The organism is Archangium minus, from assembly GCF_044360475.1.
GTDB lineage: Bacteria > Myxococcota > Myxococcia > Myxococcales > Myxococcaceae > Archangium > Archangium minus.
In genome coordinates this window covers 12,769,258-12,789,337 of sequence record NZ_CP043494.1, presented here as the reverse complement: position 1 = coordinate 12,789,337, position 20,080 = coordinate 12,769,258, and the positions used below count along the sequence as shown (strand labels likewise).

The 20,080-nt window shown below is 68.6% G+C and carries 18 protein-coding genes; 12 read left to right on the top strand and 6 right to left on the bottom strand.

Translation table 11 applies throughout. The features are described from left to right. Positions 1-27: 27 nt before the first annotated feature. The 3 genes from F0U60_RS52780 to F0U60_RS52770 all read right to left on the bottom strand — a co-directional run bounded on the left by F0U60_RS52780 (position 28) and on the right by F0U60_RS52770 (position 2,041). Positions 28-462 (bottom strand): PaaI family thioesterase, encoded by a 435-nt coding sequence (locus F0U60_RS52780; RefSeq protein WP_395812121.1) that lies wholly within the window; start codon positions 460-462, stop codon positions 28-30. A gap of 23 nt (positions 463-485) precedes the next feature. Further along, the gene (locus tag F0U60_RS52775) at positions 486-869 is read right to left on the bottom strand and encodes a RidA family protein (protein WP_395812120.1); all 384 of its coding nucleotides are present in this window, start codon (positions 867-869) and stop codon (positions 486-488) included. Between the two features lie 104 nt (positions 870-973). Beyond that, positions 974-2,041, bottom strand: a complete 1,068-nt coding sequence (locus F0U60_RS52770) for a branched-chain amino acid aminotransferase (RefSeq protein WP_395812119.1) — start codon at positions 2,039-2,041, stop codon at positions 974-976. Between the two features lie 165 nt (positions 2,042-2,206). Here F0U60_RS52770 and F0U60_RS52765 point away from each other — a divergent pair, with 165 nt between their 5' ends. The 4 genes from F0U60_RS52765 to F0U60_RS52750 all read left to right on the top strand — a co-directional run bounded on the left by F0U60_RS52765 (position 2,207) and on the right by F0U60_RS52750 (position 6,426). After that, positions 2,207-3,613: a PLP-dependent aminotransferase family protein gene (locus F0U60_RS52765; protein ID WP_395812118.1), complete on the top strand. Its 1,407-nt coding sequence runs from the start codon at positions 2,207-2,209 to the stop codon at positions 3,611-3,613. 118 nt (positions 3,614-3,731) lie between these two features. After that, positions 3,732-4,310: a Uma2 family endonuclease gene (locus F0U60_RS52760; protein ID WP_395825855.1), complete on the top strand. Its 579-nt coding sequence runs from the start codon at positions 3,732-3,734 to the stop codon at positions 4,308-4,310. Positions 4,311-4,441: 131 nt separating this feature from the next. Then, positions 4,442-5,734: an AAA family ATPase gene (locus F0U60_RS52755; RefSeq protein ID WP_395812117.1), complete on the top strand. Its 1,293-nt coding sequence runs from the start codon at positions 4,442-4,444 to the stop codon at positions 5,732-5,734. A 68-nt stretch (positions 5,735-5,802) separates the two neighbouring features. After that, positions 5,803-6,426, top strand: coding sequence for an HNH endonuclease (locus F0U60_RS52750; protein ID WP_395812116.1), 624 nt, complete (start codon positions 5,803-5,805; stop codon positions 6,424-6,426). 9 nt (positions 6,427-6,435) lie between these two features. On the opposite strand, the gene F0U60_RS52745 is transcribed toward F0U60_RS52750, so the two are convergent. Beyond that, positions 6,436-7,359, bottom strand: coding sequence for a heme-dependent oxidative N-demethylase family protein (locus F0U60_RS52745; RefSeq protein ID WP_395812115.1), 924 nt, complete (start codon positions 7,357-7,359; stop codon positions 6,436-6,438). A 430-nt stretch (positions 7,360-7,789) separates the two neighbouring features. On the opposite strand from F0U60_RS52745, the gene F0U60_RS52740 reads away from it, so the two are divergent. The 4 genes from F0U60_RS52740 to F0U60_RS52725 all read left to right on the top strand — a co-directional run bounded on the left by F0U60_RS52740 (position 7,790) and on the right by F0U60_RS52725 (position 12,041). Then, entirely contained in the window at positions 7,790-9,574 is a 1,785-nt protein-coding gene (locus F0U60_RS52740) for a thiamine pyrophosphate-requiring protein (protein WP_395812114.1), read from the top strand. 74 nt (positions 9,575-9,648) lie between these two features. Further along, a complete protein-coding gene (locus F0U60_RS52735) occupies positions 9,649-10,797 on the top strand; it encodes a zinc-dependent alcohol dehydrogenase (protein WP_395812113.1) in 1,149 nt (382 codons plus the stop codon). Between the two features lie 11 nt (positions 10,798-10,808). Further along, entirely contained in the window at positions 10,809-11,189 is a 381-nt protein-coding gene (locus F0U60_RS52730; RefSeq protein ID WP_395812112.1) for a hypothetical protein, read from the top strand. 138 nt (positions 11,190-11,327) lie between these two features. Continuing rightward, entirely contained in the window at positions 11,328-12,041 is a 714-nt protein-coding gene (locus F0U60_RS52725) for an NlpC/P60 family protein (protein ID WP_395812111.1), read from the top strand. Between the two features lie 18 nt (positions 12,042-12,059). Here the strand turns inward: F0U60_RS52725 and F0U60_RS52720 are convergent, their stop codons facing one another. After that, entirely contained in the window at positions 12,060-12,461 is a 402-nt protein-coding gene (locus F0U60_RS52720; protein WP_395812110.1) for a hypothetical protein, read from the bottom strand. A 214-nt stretch (positions 12,462-12,675) separates the two neighbouring features. Between F0U60_RS52720 and F0U60_RS52715 the strand changes: the two genes are divergently transcribed. Then, the gene (locus F0U60_RS52715) at positions 12,676-15,267 is read left to right on the top strand and encodes an ATP-binding protein (RefSeq protein WP_395812109.1); all 2,592 of its coding nucleotides are present in this window, start codon (positions 12,676-12,678) and stop codon (positions 15,265-15,267) included. After that, positions 15,264-16,400 carry an aminotransferase class V-fold PLP-dependent enzyme gene (locus tag F0U60_RS52710; protein ID WP_395812108.1) on the top strand — a complete coding sequence of 379 codons (1,137 nt, stop codon included), beginning with the start codon at positions 15,264-15,266 and terminating at the stop codon, positions 16,398-16,400. Before F0U60_RS52715 ends, F0U60_RS52710 begins: the two co-directional genes overlap by 4 nt. 6 nt (positions 16,401-16,406) lie before the next feature. On the opposite strand, the gene glgC is transcribed toward F0U60_RS52710, so the two are convergent. Continuing rightward, the gene (gene glgC, locus F0U60_RS52705; RefSeq protein WP_395812107.1) at positions 16,407-17,660 is read right to left on the bottom strand and encodes a glucose-1-phosphate adenylyltransferase; all 1,254 of its coding nucleotides are present in this window, start codon (positions 17,658-17,660) and stop codon (positions 16,407-16,409) included. A 227-nt stretch (positions 17,661-17,887) separates the two neighbouring features. On the opposite strand from glgC, the gene F0U60_RS52700 reads away from it, so the two are divergent. Together F0U60_RS52700 and pgm are read left to right on the top strand one after the other, a co-directional pair. Continuing rightward, positions 17,888-18,361 carry a hypothetical protein gene (locus F0U60_RS52700; protein ID WP_395812106.1) on the top strand — a complete coding sequence of 158 codons (474 nt, stop codon included), beginning with the start codon at positions 17,888-17,890 and terminating at the stop codon, positions 18,359-18,361. 73 nt (positions 18,362-18,434) lie between these two features. Then, positions 18,435-20,072, top strand: a complete 1,638-nt coding sequence (gene pgm / locus F0U60_RS52695) for a phosphoglucomutase (alpha-D-glucose-1,6-bisphosphate-dependent) (RefSeq protein WP_395812105.1) — start codon at positions 18,435-18,437, stop codon at positions 20,070-20,072. Positions 20,073-20,080 lie beyond the last annotated feature (8 nt).

The following is a 20,080-nucleotide window of genomic DNA, read 5'->3' as shown; positions in this document are numbered from 1 at the left end:
AGAACGTGCCCGGAGGGCTCTCTCTGCTCAGCGATTTCGGGTCAGCACCGCCAGGGTCACCGTGGCCTTCGAGACGAGCTTCTCCTCGCCTCGGTTCACGGCGTACACCTCGGACTCCACGACGGACAGCGTGCGTCCGGCGCGCAGCACCTGGGCCTGGCACCTCAGCTCCTGGCCCTGCGCGGCCTGGAGCAGGTTCATGGTGAAGCCCGAGGTGAGGATCAGCTGGTCCGCGGCGATCAGCGAGGCCCCCGCCGCGCCCGCGGTGTGGTCCGCCATCGTCGCCTGCACGCCCATGTGGACGACCTCGTCCTGCTGCAGGTGCCGGGGTTGCAGCACCAGCCGCGACTCCACCCGTCCGGGGGTGATGGAGACCAGCTCGTAGCCCACGTCCACGACGAACGCCGCCTTGCGGAAGAGGGCCTCCACCGCTTGCGCGTAGTCCGGGTTCCTCGGCTTCATCCGTTACCCTCCAGGACAGCGGACTACTTGCGGACCCTCGCCACGACCTCAATCTCGACGCGCGCACCGAGCGGGAGCGCCGCCACCGCCACCGTCGTCCGGGCTGGGTAGGGCTGGGCGAACCGCTTCGCGTACACCGCGTTCATCGCCGCGAAGTCGGCCATGTCCACGAGGTACACGTTCACCTTCACGACGTCGTCCATGGAGCTGCCCGCGTCGGCCAGCACCGTGGCGATGTTCTGGAACGCCTGCTCTGTCTGGGCGGCCACGTCCGGGGCGACGAGCTTCCCGGTGCTCGGGTCCTGCCCCACCTGGCCGGAGAGGTACAGGCGATCTCCATCGCGCACCGCGTGCGAGAACGGAAGGGTCGGGGCCGGCAGCCGGGGACTATTGATGCCTTCGCGCATACGACGGGCCTCCTCGGGGTGACTCGAGACGAACCGCTCCGGTGCGAGGCCCGGGGCACACGCGGTCCCGAGCCCCAAGGCGACAAGCGCGGCGACGCGCGCGGCTACTTGATGAGCGACATCCATCCGTGGCGGTCCGGCAGCGTCCCGTTCTGAATGCCGGTGACGGTCTCGTACAGGCGCTGGGAGACCTCGCCCACCTTGCCGTCGCCGATGCGCAGCTCGCCGTCCTGGAAGCCCAGCCCGCCCACCGGCGAAATCACCGCCGCGGTGCCCGTGCCGAAGACCTCGCGCAGCTCGCCCTTCTTGTGCGCCTCGCGCAGCTCGCTGATGGCCAGCTTGCGCTCGCTCACCTTCATGCCCCAGTCGCGCAGCAGCGTCAGCACGCTCTCGCGCGTGATGCCCGGCAGGAAGGTGCCGTCCAGCGGCGGGGTGATGATTTCGTCCCCGATGCGCACGAAGAGGTTCATCGTGCCCACCTCTTCAATGTACTGGTGCTCGAGCGCGTCCAGCCACAGCACCTGCGCGTAGCCGCGCTTCTTGGCCTCGACGGAGGCCTTCAGGCCCGCCGCGTAGTTGGCCGCCGCCTTCGCGCCACCCAGGCCGCCGGGGGCCGCGCGCGTGTGCTCCTGCTCCACCCAGATGCGCACCGTCTCCGCACCGCCGGCGAAGTAGCTGCCCACCGGGCTGAGGATGACGAAGAAGATGTACTTGTCCGCCGGGCGCACCCCGAGGAACGCCTCCGAGGCAATCACCACCGGCCGCACGTACAGCGACGTGCCCGGGGCGTTGGGCACCCAGTCCGCCTCCAGCTTCACCAGCGCTTCAATGGCCTCGCGCGCCACCTCGGGCGGCACCACCGCCATGGCCAGTCGATCGGCGCTCGCCGCCAGGCGCTTGCAGTGGTCGTCGATGCGGAAGGCGCGCAGCTGCCCGTCCTTGCCGCGGAAAATCTTCGAGCCGTCGAACACCGCCTGCGCGTAGTGCAGCACCGCCGCGCCCGGGTCCAACCCCAGCGGCCCATGCGGGAGGATCCGCGCCTGGTGCCAACCGCGCTCCGGCGAGTAGTCCATCCGGAACATGTGGTCGGTGAAGTACTTGCCGAACCCGAGTCCCTCCGAAGAGGGCTTGGGCTTCAGGGTGGCGGCGCGCTGGACCTCGATGGGCAACATGCTTCGGCTCCTCTTGCGGAGGGGACGGGGTGCTCTCCGTCCAGGGCTCGGGCTTTCCCCAGTGGCTCGCGCTTCTCTCCGGAATCTTTCGTGACAATCCCGGGTAGAATCGAGACAATCAGTTACGTTGGCAGGCGTATTCCGTCAAGTGTATCGATTGTCACCATGACAAGTTGGATGCCGGAGCTCCGGGGACGCAGCGGGCCGCTCTATCGGGCCATCGCAGACGCGCTCTCCGAGGACATTGACGCAGGGCGTCTGGCCCCCGGCACCCGGCTGCCCACGCACCGAGAGCTGGCGGAGCGAGTGGGCGTCACCGTGGGAACGGTGACGCGGGCCTACGCCGAGGCCGAGAAGCGGGGACTGGTGAGTGGTGAGGTGGGTCGCGGCACCTTCGTGAGGGACCGCGAGGTGCCCGCGCACATGCCCACGCCGGTGGAGCTGGCCCACGACGACTCTCCGGTGGAGCTGGGCATCAACGCTCCCGCGACGCCCGAGGGGGACCCGGCGAGTCAGGCGCTCCGTCGGTCACTCGAGGAGCTGGGCCGGACGTCGAGGCTGCCGGAGCTGCTCGCGTACCAGCCCGCGGCGGGGACGACGGCGCACCGTGCGGCGGGAGCGGCCTGGGCCTCGCGGTTTGGACTGCAAGCGCGGCCGGAGCAGGTGGTGGTGTGCGCGGGCGGGCAGCACGCCATGGAGGTGGCGCTGGCGGCACTCACCCGGCCCGGGGACACGCTCGCCACCGAGGCGCTCACCTATCCGGGTATCAAGGTGCTGGCGCGCCGCTTCCAGTTGCGGCTGCAGGGCGTGGCCATGGACGCGCAGGGGCTGGTGCCCGAGTCGTTCGAGGCGGCGTGCCGCAATGGCACGGTGCGCATCCTCTATACCCAGCCCACGTGCCACAACCCCACGGGGGCGGTGATGCCGGAGGAGCGGCGCCGCAAGGTGGCCGAGGTGGCGCGCCGCCATGGGGTGGTGGTGCTGGAGGACGACTCGTACGGGTTGTTGGCGGAGACGCGGCCCCCGCCGCTCTCCACGTTCCTGCCCGAGGCGAGCTACTTCATCGCCGGAGTGTCGAAGCTGCTCACGCCGGGGTTGCGCATCGGGTACCTGGTGGCGCCGGCGCGGGCGCGAGGCGAGCGGTTGGCGGAGGAGGTGGGGCTGGCCTCGCTGATGACGACGCCGCTCATGGCGGAGGTGCTGGCGCGCTGGGTGGAGGACGGCACGGCGGACGAGCTGGTGGTGCGCCAGCGGCAGGAGGTGGCGGACCGGTTGGACCTGACGCGCGCGATGCTCGGGCGAGGGGTGCAGCGGGAGGCGCCGGTGCCGCTCTATCACCTGTGGCTCGGGCTGCCGGAGGGCCGGCGGAGCGAGGAGTTCGTGGCCCAGGCGCGGCGCAACGGGGTGTCGGTGACGTCGGCGGACCTGTTCACCGCGGGGCCGGGGCCGGTGCCTGCGGCGGTGCGGGTGTGCATCGGAGCGCCCCGCACGCGCGTGCAACTGGAGCGCGGCCTGCGGCGGCTGCGCGAGGTGCTCGACGCGGGGCCCGAGCCCCTGGCCGCCATCGTCTGAGTTCCTGACGCGCGTTGCTCCTTCTTCCACGCGTGCCTACCTGAGATGTCAGACGGGTGGGTAGACTGGAGAGGTTACGGCGGGGGACCGACTCGCCGGGCAATCAGGAGGCATGGCGATGGGGAATGGGAAGAAGCCGGCGACCTACGAGGACATCGAGGCCCTGCCGGTCGGGTGGGTGGGGGAGATTCTGGAGGACGAGCTGGTGGCTTCGCCGAGGCCAGCCGTGGGGCATGCCCATGCCACCACCGTGTTGAGCGCCAGGTTGATCAGTTCCTTCTCGCTCGGGGACGGTGGGCCCGGTGGGTGGTGGATCCTCTACGAGCCGGAGCTGCACCTCGGCCGGGACATCCTCGTGCCGGACCTGGCCGGGTGGCGCCGAGAGCGTATGTCCAGGCCCCCATCTCCCGAGGAGCCCTTCGTGACGTTCGCTCCGGACTGGGTGTGCGAGGTGCTCTCGCCCTCCACGGCAGCGGTCGATCGGACCCGCAAGCTGCCCCTCTACCACCGGGAGGGCGTGGCGCATGCGTGGCTCATCGACCCACTCGCACGAACGCTGGAGGTTTTCCGGCGCGAGTCTTCCGGCTGGCTGCTCATCTCAACGCACGAGGGAGACGCGCAGGTGCGCGCCGAGCCCTTCGACGCGGTGCTGCTCGGGCTGAGCGAGCTGTGGCTGGCTCGCCCGGCTTTCCGGTGAGCAGGCCCGCCCTGGTGTCACCTCAACAATGGGGACCTGTTCATCCGACGCTCCGGGGAATTCGCGTGCGTCCGCGGCGCCTGTGACGATACAACCCCCCCTCTCGCGAGCACCTCCTGGCAGGAACGTGGATGAGGATCGAGCGCATCGAACTCCAGAACTTTCGCGGTTTCACGTCCCGCACGTTCGAGTTCGCACCGTCATTCAACGTCCTCATCGGCGACAATGGCACCGGCAAGACGGCCATCCTCGATGCGCTCTCCATCGGCGCGGGAGCGATCTTCCTGGGTCTCGATGGTGCGTCGCCTCCGGGTATCCACCGCGACGAGGTACGCCGTGTCACGCATGGGTTGGGAGAGGTCCCCAGCCTGGAGGCCATCTATCCCGCGAAGATCACCTGCCATGGAATCATCGAGGACACGCCCCTCGAGTGGTCGCGGACCCTCGAAGGGCCGAACAAGCACACGACGCACGGCGGTGCCAGTGAGCTTGCCCGGATCGCGACGACCTGGAATGAGCAGGTGAGGGCGGGAGAGGAGATCATCCTCCCGCTCATCTCGTACTACGGCACGGGGCGGCTCTGGCTTCAACGGCGTGCGCAGCGCTCCGGCGCGCGGGTCCTGCGGCCCGGCTCCAGACTCCGAGGGTACCAGGGCTGCCTCGATCCAGCCTCCGACCTCAAGGGCTTCGTCTCCTGGTTCAAGACGATGGAGCTGATTCAGCTCCAGAAAGGCCAGAAGCTCGGAACGCTCGACGCGGTGAAGCACGCGATTCGCAAGTGTTTGCGCGGCTGGGACGAGGTGCTCTACGACCTGCGTCTCGGGTCCCTGGTGGTCCGAAACAAGGACAAGCAGCTTCCCTTCGAGATGCTGAGTGATGGTGTTCGCAACATCCTCGCCATGGTCGGCAATATCGCGTACCGGGCCGCCACCCTGAACCCGCACCTGCGTGAGCAGGCTCCGTCGAGGACTCCCGGCCTCGTCCTCATCGATGAAATCGATCTGCACCTGCATCCGCTCTGGCAGCGCGAGGTGGTGGACGATCTGCGCAGCGTCTTTCCGGCCCTCCAGTTCGTGGCCACCACGCACTCGCCGTTCATCATCCAGTCCTTGCGAGAGAACGAGCTCATCAACCTCGATGACCCGGCGAGGGAGACACTGCCGAGCCGTAGCATCGAGGACATCACCGAAGAGGTGATGGGGGTCGAGGTTCCCCAGCGCAGTCACCGGCACCAGGAGATGATGGCGGCGGCGCGTGCGTATTATGAGGCGCTCGAGGCGGCCAAGGGGGCCAGGGGTGCACGGCTGGAGGCGCTCAAGCGGCGGATGGATGAGCTCTCCGCTCCTTTCAGTGACGATGTCGCGTACCACGCATTCCTGGAGATGCAGCGGCGCGCGGCGAAGCTTCCAGGAGATGAGGAGTGAGGCCGGTGGAGCGCGGAGCCTGTCCCGTGGATGACGAGGGAAATCCACGGACGTTCTCGGAATACGCCATGGCACGAGGCGAACTCATCGCCCGGATAGGCGAGTACTGCTCGTTCTGCGAGAGCCGGATGCATGCGAGCCTCGCCGTCGAGCACATCCTGCCGAAGTTCCATCATCCGGACCTCGAGCTGGATTGGGACAACTTCCTGCTGGCATGCGTGAACTGCAACAGCACGAAGGGCGATCAGCCCATCGACCCGGGAGACTACTACTGGCCCGATCGTGACAACACGGCCCGTGCATTCGCCTACGCGGCGGATGGAATCGTGAGGCCGGCGCCGGGCCTGACGGCTGCTCAACGCAAGGTCGCGCAACGCACGATCACCCTCACCGGACTCGACAAGCTGCCGACGAAGAACCCGAAGGCGAGTGACCGGCGTTGGCAGCATCGCGGCGAAGCATGGGGGCGTGCCGAGCGCGCGAGGGCCTGTCTGGCGGCCCATGACAGTGAATCCATGCGGAGGCTCATCGTCGATCAGGCAACGGCGTACGGGTTCTGGTCGATCTGGATGACGGTGTTCGCCGCGGACATGGACATGCGCCGGCGGTTCCTCACCGCGTTCGTGGGGTGCCCAGCGGACTGCTTCGACACGAACACGCAACCGGTTCAGCGCACTGGAGGAGCCCTTTGACGTCGTCCATCACCTGGCGTCTGCTTCCAGCCAGGCCACGAGCGGCTCGAGGAGCGGGGTGATTCCCTTATAGGCGCTCGTGTCCGGAGGCACCGTGCGCAGCACGTTGGCGAGGCGGCGGCGGCGCGCGGGGTCCACCACCTCGGTGGCCACAGGGGCGCGGTAGGTGTGGATGGTGAAGAGGATGGCGCCCGTGCGTGGCATCAACGAGAGCGTTTGCCGCTCCAGTCGCAGGAAGCACCGCTCCCCCGCGTTGTGCGCGGTGATGCCGTCGAACAGGTGTCGCCACTCGGGCTTCGTCCAGGGCTCGAGGTCCAACCGGTGGGTGACGGAGAGGGCCCAGTTGACGCGGGTGACGGGGCGTCCCGGCTTGAGCCCTTCCATGAGGCGCACGGTGGAGGCCCCCAGCTTCGAGCCGAAGTTCGGCACCGGCGCGTGGATGTCGAGCAGCGAGCGCCCCATCTTGTCCTGAAGACACCAGCCGGAAGGGAAGCACAGGAGCCCGGCAATCATCGGCAGGCCCTCACGCGTGCCGTCCATCAACAACAGGTCCTCCTGCACCTGCCGCCCAAGCCAGTCGAGCGGGGCGAAGGGCAGGCTGTCCGTCCGGCCCGGCGTGAAGACTGTCTCCGTGCCGAGCAGCAGGTTGCGCCAGCGCCACTGCTCGCCCTCCACCTCCAGGGTGAAGTGCCGGGGGTGCTGGCGCGCCAGCAGGGGGAGCAGCTCCGTCACCGTCTCCCACTGGTGCGGCTCCGTGCCGGGCTCGGCCTGGAAACGGGCGCGGGGGTTGGCGGCGAGCAGGGACTCCTTGAGTGCGAGCTCCTCGCGGTAGTGGGGCTCGTCCACCTCGATGAGGGGCTCGTCGGGCCTCATCGCGCGCACGCCCAGCGTCATCGCGAAGCGGTCCTGCTCGAAGGGGAAGTAGGGCAACATGGCGTCTTCGCTCCTCCCAGATGCCGGAGTCTACGCGCCGGGCCCCTCCCTCTCCTACCCGGGAGGCACGGGAGGTCTCCCTCATCAACGTCTCTGTTGGATGCCTAATGCCAGGGCGTCCGCGTCATTGAGCGCGAGTGTCCGGAACCCAAGGCGCCGTGGAAGTCCTCCCTGGCGAGCACAGGGGGGCAGATGGAGCAGCCGGGCAGGAGAGCCCTCTTCCTGCTGATGCTGGGGCGAAACGGGCTGACAGGCCAGGAGTGAACAGGGCTCACCCGCATCGTACCGGTGCCTAGGTTGGACGGTGCGGAGGGGCGGCTTGGGCCGGACGTGCCTCCAGGGGAAGGAGCGGACGCGGGCTTCTCGCGTGCGAGTCCTTCCCCGTGTCGTTCCCTGTCTCTCTCGACGGCCCCGACCGAGGACTCGTGCCATGAGCGGAACCGTCAGTGATTACCTGCTCTACCGTCTCAACCAATGGGGTGTCCGGCGCCTCTACGGCTACCCGGGGGACGGCATCAACGGCATCCTCGGTGCGCTCGGGCGCAACTCCGAGTTCCAGTTCATCCAGGCGCGCCACGAGGAGATGGCGGCCTTCATGGCCTGTGCCCACGCGAAGTTCACCGGCGAGCCGGGCGTGTGTCTGGCCACCTCCGGTCCGGGCGCCATCCACCTGCTCAACGGCCTCTACGACGCGAAGCTGGACCACCAGCCCGTGGTGGCCATCGTGGGCCAACAGAAGAGCATGGGGCTGGGTGGCCACTATCAGCAGGAGGTGGACCTGCCGGTGCTCTTCAAGGACGTGGCGTCCGAGTACACCGTCATGGTCTCCCACCCGTCGGCCATCCGCCACGCGGTGGACAGGGCCCTGCGCATCGCCCGGGCCGAGCGCACGGTGACGTGCATCATCATCCCCAACGACGTGCAGGAGTCGCCCTACCAGCGGCCCCCCCAGGTGCACGGCTCCATCCACTCCAGCGTGGGCTACAGCGAGCCGCGCGTGGTGCCGAAAGAGCAGGACCTGCGGCGCGCCGCGCAGGTGCTCAACGAGGGCAAGAAGGTGGCGATGCTGGTGGGCGCCGGGGCGCTGAACGCGGCGGACGAAATCATCGAGGTGGCGGATCTGCTGGGCGCGGGCGTGGCCAAGGCGCTGCTGGGCAAGGCGGTGCTGCCGGACGAGCTGCCCTTCGTCACGGGCTCCATCGGTCTGCTGGGCACCAAGCCAAGCTGGGACATGATGATGGGCTGCGACACCCTGCTCATGGTGGGGACCAGCTTCCCCTACTCGGAGTTCCTCCCGCCCGAGGGCCTGGCGCGCGGTGTGCAAATTGACTTGGACGGGCGCATGCTCGCCATCCGCTACCCCATGGAGGTGCCGCTCACGGGCGACTCCCAGGAGACGCTGCGCGCGCTCATTCCGTTGCTCAAGCGGAAGGAGGACCGGAGCTGGCGCGACTCCATCGAGAAGAACGTGCGCCAGTGGTGGAAGGTGGCGGAGGGGCAGGCCATGAAGGAGGCCAACCCCATCAACCCGCAGCGCGTCGTCTGGGAGCTGTCGCCGAAGCTGCCGGACGGGGTGATTCTCGCGGCGGACTCGGGCTCGGCGGCCAACTGGTTCGCGCGCGACCTGAAGATTCGCAAGGGGATGATGGCATCGCTGTCGGGCAACCTGGCCACCATGGGCTGCGGCGTGCCGTATGCCATTGGCGCCAAGTTCGCCTACCCCGAGCGGCCCGTCATCGCCCTGGTGGGTGACGGCGCCATGCAGATGAATGGCAACGCGGAGCTCGTCACCGTCGCGAAGTACTGGAAGGAGTGGAAGGACCCGCGGTTCATCATCCTGGTGCTCAACAACCGGGACCTGAACATGGTGACGTGGGAGCAGCGCGTGCTGGCGGGGGACCCGAAGTTCCCGGCGTCGCAGGACCTGCCGGACTTCCCCTACGCGCGCTACGCCGAGTCCATCGGCCTGCGGGGCATCCGCGTGGACAAGCCGGAGCAGATTGCTCGCGCCTGGGACGAGGCGCTGAGCGCGAACCGGCCCGTGGTGCTCGAGGCGTATGTGGACCCAGACGTGCCGCCGCTGCCGCCGCACATCACCCTGGAGCAGGCGAAGCACTTCGCCGAGGCTCTCTTCAAGGGAGACGAGAAGGCGGCCGGCGTCGTCTCGCAATCCATCAAGGCCATGGTGGAGCAGCTCAAGCCGCACAAGAGCTAGCGCGAGCCAAGGGGACTTGAGGTGTCAACACTCGCGCCGCGGGGGCGGCGCGACACCCAGGAGGGGAGTGGACAATGCAAGCCATGGTGTACGAGGGACCCTACCGCGTGAGGGTGGGGACGAAGCCGGACCCGGTCATCCAGCATCCCAACGATGCGATCATCCGGGTGACGCGCTCGGCCATCTGCGGTTCGGACCTGCACCTGCTGCACGGGCTGGTGACGGACACGCGGGTGGGCTGCACGTTCGGCCACGAGTTCGCCGGTGTGGTGGAGGAGGTGGGCCCCTCGGTGCGCTCGCTGAAGCCGGGGGACCGGGTGGTGGTGCCGTTCAACATCTCGTGCGGCAGCTGCTTCTATTGCAAGCGCGGGCTGTTCGCGAACTGCGAGAGCACCAACCCGAGCAGTGACCTGGCCTCGGGCGTGTATGGGTATTCGCACACCACGGGCGGCTACGAGGGCGGACAGGCGCAGTACGTGCGCGTGCCCTTCGCGGACGTGGGGCCGATGAAGATTCCCGACGACATGGAAGAGGAGGAGGTGCTCTTCCTGAGCGACATCCTGCCCACGGGCTACCAGGGGGCGGAGATGGGCAACATCCAGCCCGGGGACACGGTGGTGGTGTTCGGCGCGGGCCCGGTGGGCCTGTTCGCGATGAAGTCGGCGTGGCTGCTGGGCGCGGGGCGCGTCATCGCGGTGGACCATGTGGCGTACCGGCTGGACTTCGCGCGCAGGTACGCGCAGGTGGAGACGCTCAACTTCAAGGAGACGGACGTCATCCCCGCCTTGAAGGAGATGACGGAGGGGCGCGGGCCGGACGTGTGCATCGACGCGGTGGGCATGGAGGCCGAGGGCTCGACGCTGCACAGCGTGCTGGGCGTGAAGCTGAAGATGGAGGCGGGCTCGCCCACGGCCATCAACTGGTGCATCCAGGCGGCGCGCAAGGGCGGCACCCTCTCCATCATCGGCGTGTACGGGCCGCCGTGGAACCTGGTGGCCATTGGCACGGCGATGAACAAGGGCCTGACGTTCCGGATGAACCAGTGCAACGTGAAGCGCTACATGCCGCACCTGCTGGAGCACATCCGCGCGGGACGCATCGACGCCAAGGGCATCATCACGCACCGCTTCCCGCTGGCGGAGATTTCGCGGGCGTACGAGCTCTTCGAGAAGAAGCAGGATGGGTGCATCAAGTGCGTGCTGCTGCCGCACGGGCATGCGTGAGGAGACAGGACATGGCCGAGCAGAGGACCTCTGAGCAGAAGCACAGACAGATTCCTGGCTGGGGTGTGGATGGGGACCCGAACAACAGGCCCGGGGTGCCCATGCTGTTGAAGCCACGGGTGCGCGGGGGGGCGCACTGGGAGAAGCCGGAGCGCCAGCCGACGCCGAGCGTCCCGGTGTTGAAGCGGGCGGAGCTGGAGGAATTGACGCCCGCGTTCAGCACGGCGATACCGCCGAAGGGACTGAGCGGGGTGCTGCGGCGGGTGGCCTATGGGATGCCGGAGCACCTGGTGCGGCACGTGATGTTGCTGCTGCTGGCGGACCGGGTGGACGTAGTGGAGTCGAGGCTGCTCCGCTTCCCGGTCCAGGTGTTGCGACGTCTGCGCGCGTAACCCCTCTCGGGCCGGCGTGAGTGGCATGGTGCTGATGTGGGCCTTGGGGGCCGCAGGCAGGTGGACAGGCGAGCAGGGGGGAGCCGGCGGCCGAAAGGTCGCCGGTGAATGCGCGGGGCGTTACGCTCGTCTGCTCGGATGATGCTTCGCAAGCTCCTGCTCCCCTTGATGCTCACGGTGCTCGGCTCGGCTCCGGCCTTTGCCGCACCGCGTGAATCGGTGAGGCCCGTGGCGAAGGCGAAGAAGGCCTCGGGCGGCACCAAGGTCCAACGTTCACGCGGCTCCACGGCAGTTGTGAAGGCCACGTCCTCGAAGAAGAAGCGGCCCTCCGTCCGGCTCACTCGCGGACGGCGCGTGGCTCGCCGCGCGGGCAGTCTCGTGGGCACCTCGCTGGCCACGCACCGTGTCCCCGATGACTGCTCCGGGCTGGCGCGTGCGGCCTACAAGTCCGTGGGCATCGAGTTGCTGTCGCAGGGCACTCTGCCTGGGGAGAACGCGGTGAGCGCCATCCACCGGCGTGCGCAGCGCTCGGGTGCGCTTCACCGTCGCACGCCGAAGCCCGGCGACCTCATCTTCTTCCGCGAGACGTACGACCGCAACCGGGATGGCGTGCGCAACGACGGGCTGACGCACGTGGGCGTCATTGAGTCGGTGGAGCGCGACGGCACCGTCGTCTTCGTGCACCGCGGGGGCAGTGGCGTGAAGCGCGCGCGGATGAACCTGCGCATTCCCTCGAAGCACACCCAGAGCGGACGCGTTCTCAACGACTACATCCGCAAGGCCGAGGGTGGACAGCGCGCGCGCCTCACCAGCGAGCTCTTCAGCGGCTACGCCTCGGCCTCCCTCCTGTGAGCACTCGCGGAGGTGACTTCACGTCAGCCTCTTCTGCTGTCGCAAGGCCTGACTGACGTTCAGCACCATCCAGTAGGCGGCTGTGTCCACCAACAGCGTGAGGAGTAGATTCACCACGCCATCGAAGAATCCGATTCGCCAGTTGTACTCGGCTTCGATCACGAGCAACCACAGCGACATGGCTTCGAATAGTGCGAAGCGAATCCAGCTGCGTGAAGTGCTGCCGTGAGGCAGGAGCGTGGAGAAGAGCGCGACCAGGGTCACGGGAAGTGTCGAGAGCGTCAGCCTGTAAAACCAGAACTGCTCCTGGGTACCCTCGTAGTAGGCATAGAAGGCCAGGAATGCCGCCAGGCCTCCGTACATGAGTGCGAGCGCATCGAACAGGATGCCCGCTGTGCCGTGAATCAACCGCGCCTTCATCGTTTCCCCCCAGTGAAGTGAGATGTCTCGACTTACCAGGGCACGTCGTTCTCGACGTGGAACAAGCCCATCGGCCATCGATAACCCTCCGTGATGAACCAGCAGGCGTGGGACGTGGCGTGCTCTCCAACGCCCGCCTTGTTCCATGGGGCAGGAGGAGCAAATGGCCCGGGTGTTGTTGAACCGGAGGGAGTGTTCCTGACTCCGGAGGCCGATGAGTGAGATGCGGCAGCGGGTGGCACGGCAAGCAATGGAGCGGCTGCTGCGCCTGCAGAAGGTGACGAGCGAGCTGTCGCAGGCGCTCACGCCCGAACAGGTGGCCAGGGTCATCATCCAGCAGGCCGGGCCCGCCATGGGGGCATGCGAGGCGTGCATCTATCTTCTCGAGGAGCCGGGGGTGCTGCGCTTCGTCCAGGTGATGGGGTTGCCCCCGGCGGTCTTCAAGCGCTGGACCCTGCTGCGAGTGGATGAGCCCGTGCCCATCGCGCAGGCGGCGCTCACGGAGAAGCCCGTCTGGGTCGAGTCGCTGGATGACTTCCGCCGGCTCTACCCTCCCCTCGACGATGTTCCGCTGAGCCAGAAGGGCGCGTGGGCGTTCCTGCCGCTCCACGCGGAGCACCGGCTGGTGGGCGTGCTGGCGGTCGGCTTCCCGTTGGGGCATGGCTTCAGGGAGGAGGACAAGGACTTCGCCTGCCTCATCTCCAAGCAGTGCGCGCAGGCGTTGGAGCGCGCCCGCTTGTATGCGCGCGAGCGCGAGCTGCGCGAGGAGGCGGAACGGGCGCGGGCCGAGACCGAGGCGCACCGCCGCCTGCTGGAATCGGTGCTCCAGCAACTGCCGCAGGGCGTCCTGCTGGCCGTGGCCCCGAGTGGGCGGATGGTCATGGCCAATGAGCAGGTGCGGAGACTCGGCAGAGGGCACGTGCCTCCGGATTGGCCCCTGGAGGAGTACTCGACCATCCGCGGGTTTCACCCGGATGGGCGGCCCTATCTCCCTCACGAGTGGCCCCTGGTTCGTGCCCTCGGAGGAGAGGTGGTGCACGGCGAGGTCGCGGAACTTCCTGGTAACGGTGGCCCTCCGCTCACACTCGAGATGAGCGCCGGGCCGGTGCGCGACGCCGAGGGCCGGGTGACGGCCGCGGTCACCGTCCTCGAGGACATCACCGAGCGGCTGCGGATGGAGCAGGCCCTGCGCGAGGGCGAGTGTGTGTTCCGCCGCATCATGGAGTCCGACCTGATGGGGCTGTCCTTCTGCGACAAGGACGGCCTCCTGCTCGATGCCAACGACGCCTTCCTCTCGCTGGTTGGCCACGACCGGGAGGAGGTGCGGCGGGGCCTCCTGCACTGGCGGAATCTGTTGCCTCGAGGGGAGGCATCGCTTGAGCGCGCGCTACACGAGCTGTGGACGCGCGGCGCGTCTCCCACCTTCGAGGCGGAGCTGCTGCGTGGGGATGGCAGCCGCGTGCCGGTGCTGACGGGCGCGGCCTGGGTGGAGGAGCAGGAGCGCGTCATCACCTTCGTGTTGGACCTGTCGGACCTCAAGCGGGCGGAAGGGGCGCTGCGCTTCCTCGCCACGGCCAGCTACATCCTGGGCCAGTCGCTGGAGGTGTCCGATGCCACGCTCCAACACGTGGCGTGTCTCGCGAGCCTCTCGGTGGCCTCCTGGTGTGTCATCGACCTGGCCACGCCCGAGGGGCTCCTGCGCCGGGCGGCCGTGGCCCACCGGGATGGGGAGCGCGAGGAGCGGCTGTGGCGGGGGTGGCCGTTGCCTCCGCTGAGGGAGTCGGGGGGGCCGTTGCTGGACGCGATGCACGCGGGCGAGCCGTTGCTCTTCTCGGACTTCGGCGTGGAGACGTGGCGGCACCTGGCCGCGGGAGCCGCTCCCGAGATGGAGGGCATGGCGCAAGAGGCGTGCTCGGTGTTGGTGGTGCCGGTGCGCTCGCATGAGCGGACCCTGGGACTCGTCACCCTGGGCTCCTGCTCGCCGCAGCAGCGCTATGGTCGGGAGGACATCTCCATGGGACAGGAGTTGGCGCACCGCGTGGCGGCGGCGTTGGAGAGCGCGCGCCTCTTCATGGAGTCGCAGCGCGCGGTGCGCCTGCGCGACGAGTTCCTCGCGGTGGCCTCGCACGAGCTGAAGACGCCGCTCACGCCGCTGCGGTTGCAGCTCCAGGGGCTGCGGCGGGTGGTCGAGTCGCGGGAGGAGGGCCGGGCCGTGGAGCCCGAGCGCGTGCTCCGGGCCGCGCGGATCTGCGAGGCCCAGGTACGCAAGCTGTCGAGCCTGGTGAATGATTTGCTGGACGTGTCGCGGCTGGCGCAGGGTCGGCTCCCGCTGCACCTGGAGCAGGTGGACCTGGTGACGATCGCGCGGGAGGTGATCGCTCAGTTCTCGGACGAGGCCGCGCGCGCGCACTGTGGGGTGGAGCTGTGGGCCGGGCCGCCCGTGGTGGGTTGCTGGGATCGGGTGCGGCTGGAGCAGGTGGTGACCAACCTGTTGACCAACGCGTTCAAGTACGGAGCGGGCCGGCCCGTGCACGTGCGCGTCTGGATGGAGGGGGGCGTGGCGCGGCTGTCGGTGCGGGACGAGGGCATCGGCATCGCGCCGGAGCACCGCTCGCGCATCTTCGGCAAGTTCGAGCGCGCCGTGTCCGAGCGCCACTATGGCGGGCTGGGCCTGGGGCTCCACATCACGCAGCAGATCGTCCATGCGCTGGGGGGCTCCATCCAGGTGGAGAGCGAGCCGGGCCGAGGCTCGACCTTCACGGTGGAGTTACCGCCCGGGGTGCACGATATGCTCGCGCACCCATGATTCTCCCCACCCAGCGACACCTCTTCGACTTGCCCGACGACGTCACATGGCTCAACTGCGCGTACATGTCCCCGCAGCTGCACGCGGTGACGGAGGCGGGGAAGGAAGCAGTGATGCGCAAGGCGAGGCCGTGGCAGGTGCGGCCCGAGGACTTCTTCACCGAGTCGGAGGCGCTGCGAGGCTCCTTCGCGCGGCTGGTGGGCGGGGACGTGGAGGGCGTGGCGCTGGTGCCCTCGGTGAGCTACGGGCTGGCGGTGGCGGCGGCCAACGTGCCGGTGCGCGTGGGCCAGCGGCTGCTGGTGCTGGCCGAGGAGTTTCCCTCCAACGTGTACCCGTGGCGTGAGCTGGCGGAGCGCTCGGGGGGACAGGTTGTCGCCGTGCGCAGGCCCGAGGATGGGGACTGGACGCGCGCGCTGCTCGCGGAGCTGGACGAGCGCACGGCGCTGGTGGCGGTGCCGCACTGCCACTGGACGGACGGAGGCCTGGTGGACCTGGTGCGGGTGGGAGCGCGGGCGCGCGAGGTAGGGGCGGCGCTGGCGGTGGATGGGACGCAGTCGCTCGGCGCGCTGCCGTTGAACGTGGCGGAGGTGCGGCCGGACTTCCTGGTGGCGGCGGGCTACAAGTGGTTGATGGGGCCCTACAGCCAGGGCTTCCTCTACGTGGCGCCGCGCTTCCGCGAGGGCCGGCCCATTGAGCACAACTGGCTGTTGCGCGGGGGCAGCGAGGACTTCTCGCGGCTGGTGGACTACCGGGACGACTTCCAGCCGGGGGCCCGGCGCTTCGACGTGGGCGAGCGCAGCAACTTCGTGCTGGTGCCCATGGCGATGGAGGCGCTGCGCCAGTTGCTCGCGTGGGGCGCCGCGGACATTCAGGAGACGCTGCGCGCGCTGACGGAGCGGGTGACGAAGGGCGCCAGGGCGCTCCACCTGGAGGTGCCGCCCGAGCCGCTGCGGGCGGGGCACCTGGTGGGCCTCAAGCGCCGGGGCGGCTACGCGCCGGAGGTGGCGGCGAAGCTGGCGGCGCGCAAGGTCTTCGTGAGCGTGCGCGGGGACAGCATCCGCGTGTCCCCGCACCTCTACAACACAGAGGCGGATGTGGACCGGCTGCTCGAGGAGCTGGATGCGCTCGTGTGAGCCGGCTCACTCGAAGCGGTAGCCCTTGGGCACCACGACGATGCCGCTGTCCGTGAGGGTGAAGCCGCGCGCCTTGTCCTGCGCCAGGTCGTAGCCAATCTTCGTGTTGGGCGGCACGCGCACGTCCTTGTCGATGATGGCGTTGCGGATTTTGGCGTGCCGGCCGACGTCCACCTCATCGAAGATGACGGAGCGCTCCACCAGCGCGTACGAGTTCACGCGCACGCGGCGGAAGAGGATGCTCTCGCGCACCGTGCCGCCGGAGATGATGCAGCCGCCGGCCACCATGGAGTTGAGGGCGCGGCCCACGCGCTCGCCCGCCTCGTGGACGAACTTGGCTGGCGGGCTGTACTCGACGGCGGTGCGCAGCGGCCACTGCGGGTTGAAGACGTCGAACTCCGGGTTGACGGAGACCAGGTCCATGGAGGCCTCGTGGTACGCCTCCAGCGTCCCCACGTCCTTCCAGTAGGTGTTGGCCCTGTCCTGCCCGGGGATGGGGTTGGAGTGAAAGTCATACGCCTGGATGTGGTAGCCGTCGCGCAGCGCGCGGGGCAGCACGTCCTTGCCGAAGTCGTGCTGCGAGCCCTCGGTGCGCGCGTCCACCTCGAGCAGTTCCGTGAGCACGCGGCGGCTGAAGATGTAGTTGCCCATGCTGCACAGGGCCAGGCCCGGCTTGCCCGGCATGGACTTGGGCTCCTTGGGCTTCTCCTGGAACTCGATGACGCGGCCGCGCTCGTCCACCTGCATGACGCCGAAGCGCGAGGCCTCCGCCACCGGCGTGGGGTAGGCGGCGATGGTGATGTCCGCGCGCTGGGCCTCGTGCTGCTCCAGCATGTGCGCCACGTTCATCTTGTAGATGTGGTCGCCGGAGAAGATGGCCACGTCGTCGGCGCGGTAGTTCTCCACCAGGTGGAGGTTTTGGTAGATGGCGTCCGCCGTGCCGCGGTACCAGACGTTGCCCAACTCCTCGTAGCGGTACATCTGCGCCGGCGCCAGCGTGATGAAGTAGTCGGCCAGCAGGCCCGAGCCGAAGCGCCAGCCGCGCTGGATGTGCTCGGTGAGTGACTGCGCCTTGAACTGCGTCAGCACATAGATGGAGTAGACGCCCGAGTTGAGGAAGTTGCTCAACGCGAAGTCGATGATGCGGAACTTCGACCCGAAGGGAACGGCGGGCTTCGAGCGCTTCGATGTCAGAGGAGCCAGGCGCGTGCCCTGTCCCCCCGCGAGAATCATCCCGAGGATGCGGCGCTTGCTGCTCATACGATGGTGAACCCCCTTGGCGGCGCAGAGTATAGAGAGGCTTTCAGGAAAAGCCCGGTTTTGGTGAAGCGTCACGCATGACGGCGGAACGACACTCCGCGTCAGACAAGAGCCCCAGGGGGCCGCCCCGAGGAGCGGCCGGCCAGGAGGGCGCTCCCTGCCAATGCGTTTCCTGCTGAGCACGTTCCCGAGCAACCACAGCAGTTCTTCACAGGGGGAATGAATCCATGACCAAGACCCGGCTCATCCTGGCAGGCCTCGTCGCTGGCGCCATGGCGGTGGGGACCGCGTGCAAGTCGAACTCGGCGGCCGAGCGCTCCGAGCCAACGGAGCAGACCGAGACGCCGGCGGAGAACCAGGGCGGGACCACGCCCGGCTCCACCAGCCCCGGCGGCACGGGCGGCGCGGGCGACCTGGGCACCGATGACATGGGCACCGACGACACGATGGGGACCGAGCCGGGTGTCGGCTCGGGCACCGTGGACCCGGGCACGGACGTCGACCGGGGTCCTGAGATTGCTCCCGACACGGGCGGCTCGGGCGTGATGAACCCGGAGAACGACCAGGGCCTGGGCGGCACCGGTGACCTGGGCGAGGATGACCTCGGCGGGACGGGGGGCTCCGGCGTCGAGGGCAGTGAACCGTTCGAGGGTGACAGCTTCCCGAGCGACAACGAGGACGAGCCGCTGAAGCGTCAGTAAGGGCGTGAACGAAGCGACAACATCCTCGAAAACGGTGCACGGCACCGGGGCCACGGGGCGCTAGATTGGCCTCGTGGCCCATCCTCTCGCTGGCAAGCTCCCTCCCGACTCCATCCTCATCAACCCCGAGACGCTGCGCTCCCAGTACTACTCGGAGCGTCCGGACGTGCGCGAAGCCGAGCAGCGCGTGGCTTTTGGTACCTCCGGTCATCGCGGCTCGGCCGCGCGCCGCAGCTTCAACGAGGCGCACATCCTCGCGGTGACGCAGGCCGTCTGCGAGTACCGTAAGAAGGAAGGCATCGACGGCCCCCTGTACCTCGGCATGGACACGCATGCGCTGTCCGAGCCGGCTCAGCGCACGGCGCTCGAGGTGCTCGCCGCCCACGGCGTGGAGGTGCGCTTCACCGACGGGGCGACGCCCACGCCGGTCATCTCGCACGCCATCCTCATCTACAACCGCGGGCGCAAGCAGGGCCTGGCCGATGGCATCGTCATCACGCCCTCGCACAACCCGCCCGAGGACGGTGGCATCAAGTACAACCCTCCCAACGGTGGCCCCGCGGACACGGGGATTACCGGCTGGGTGGAGAAGCGCGCCAATGAGCTGCTCGGCGCGGGCAACACCGGCGTACAGCGCATTCCCTACGAGCGCGCGCGCACCGCGCCCACCGTGAAGCGCCATGACTTCATCACCCCGTACGTCGAGGATCTCGGCAACGTGGTGGACCTGGAGGTGGTGCGTGGGGCGAAGCTGTCCATCGGCGCGGACCCTCTGGGTGGCTCGAACCTCGACTACTGGGAGCCCATCGCCGCGCGCTATGGCCTGAACATCCAGGTGGTAAACAAGACGGTGGACCCCACCTTCCGCTTCATGCGCGTGGACCACGACGGCAAGATTCGCATGGACTGCTCGTCCCCGTACGCGATGGCCGGCCTGGTGGAGCTCAAGGACCGCTACGACATCGCCTTCGGCAACGACACGGACTCGGACCGGCACGGCATCGTCACCCGGAGCTCGGGGTTGATGAACCCCAACCACTACCTGTCCGTGGCCATCAGCTACCTCTACCGCAACCGTCCGGGCTGGAAGGGCGACGCGGGCGTGGGCAAGACGCTGGTGAGCAGCAGCATGATTGACCGCGTGGGCAAGGACCTGGGCCGGCGCGTGGTCGAGGTGCCCGTGGGCTTCAAGTGGTTCGTGGACGGACTGCTGGAGGGCTCCATCGGCTTCGGCGGCGAGGAGAGCGCGGGTGCCTCGTTCCTGCGCCGCGACGGCACCGTCTGGTCCACCGACAAGGACGGCATCATCCTGGACCTGCTGGCGGTGGAGATCCTCGCGCGCACGGGGAAGGACCCGGGCGAGCACTACCAGGAGCTCACCAAGAAGTTCGGCTCGCCGCTCTACACGCGCATCGACCAGGCGGCGACTCCAGCGCAGAAGGCGGCGCTCAAGAAGCTGTCGCCCGAGGCGGTGCGTGCCACGTCGCTCGCGGGCGAGCCCATCCTCCAGCGGCTCACGCGCGCTCCCGGCAACAACGCGGAGCTGGGCGGGCTCAAGGTGGTGGCGGAGAACGGCTGGTTCGCCGCGCGGCCCTCGGGCACCGAGGACGTCTACAAAATCTACGCGGAGAGCTTCCGGGACGCGAAGCACCTCGAGTCGCTCGTGGACGAGGCGCGGCAGATCGTCAGCGACGCCTTCGCGCGCGGCTGAGCCCCGCG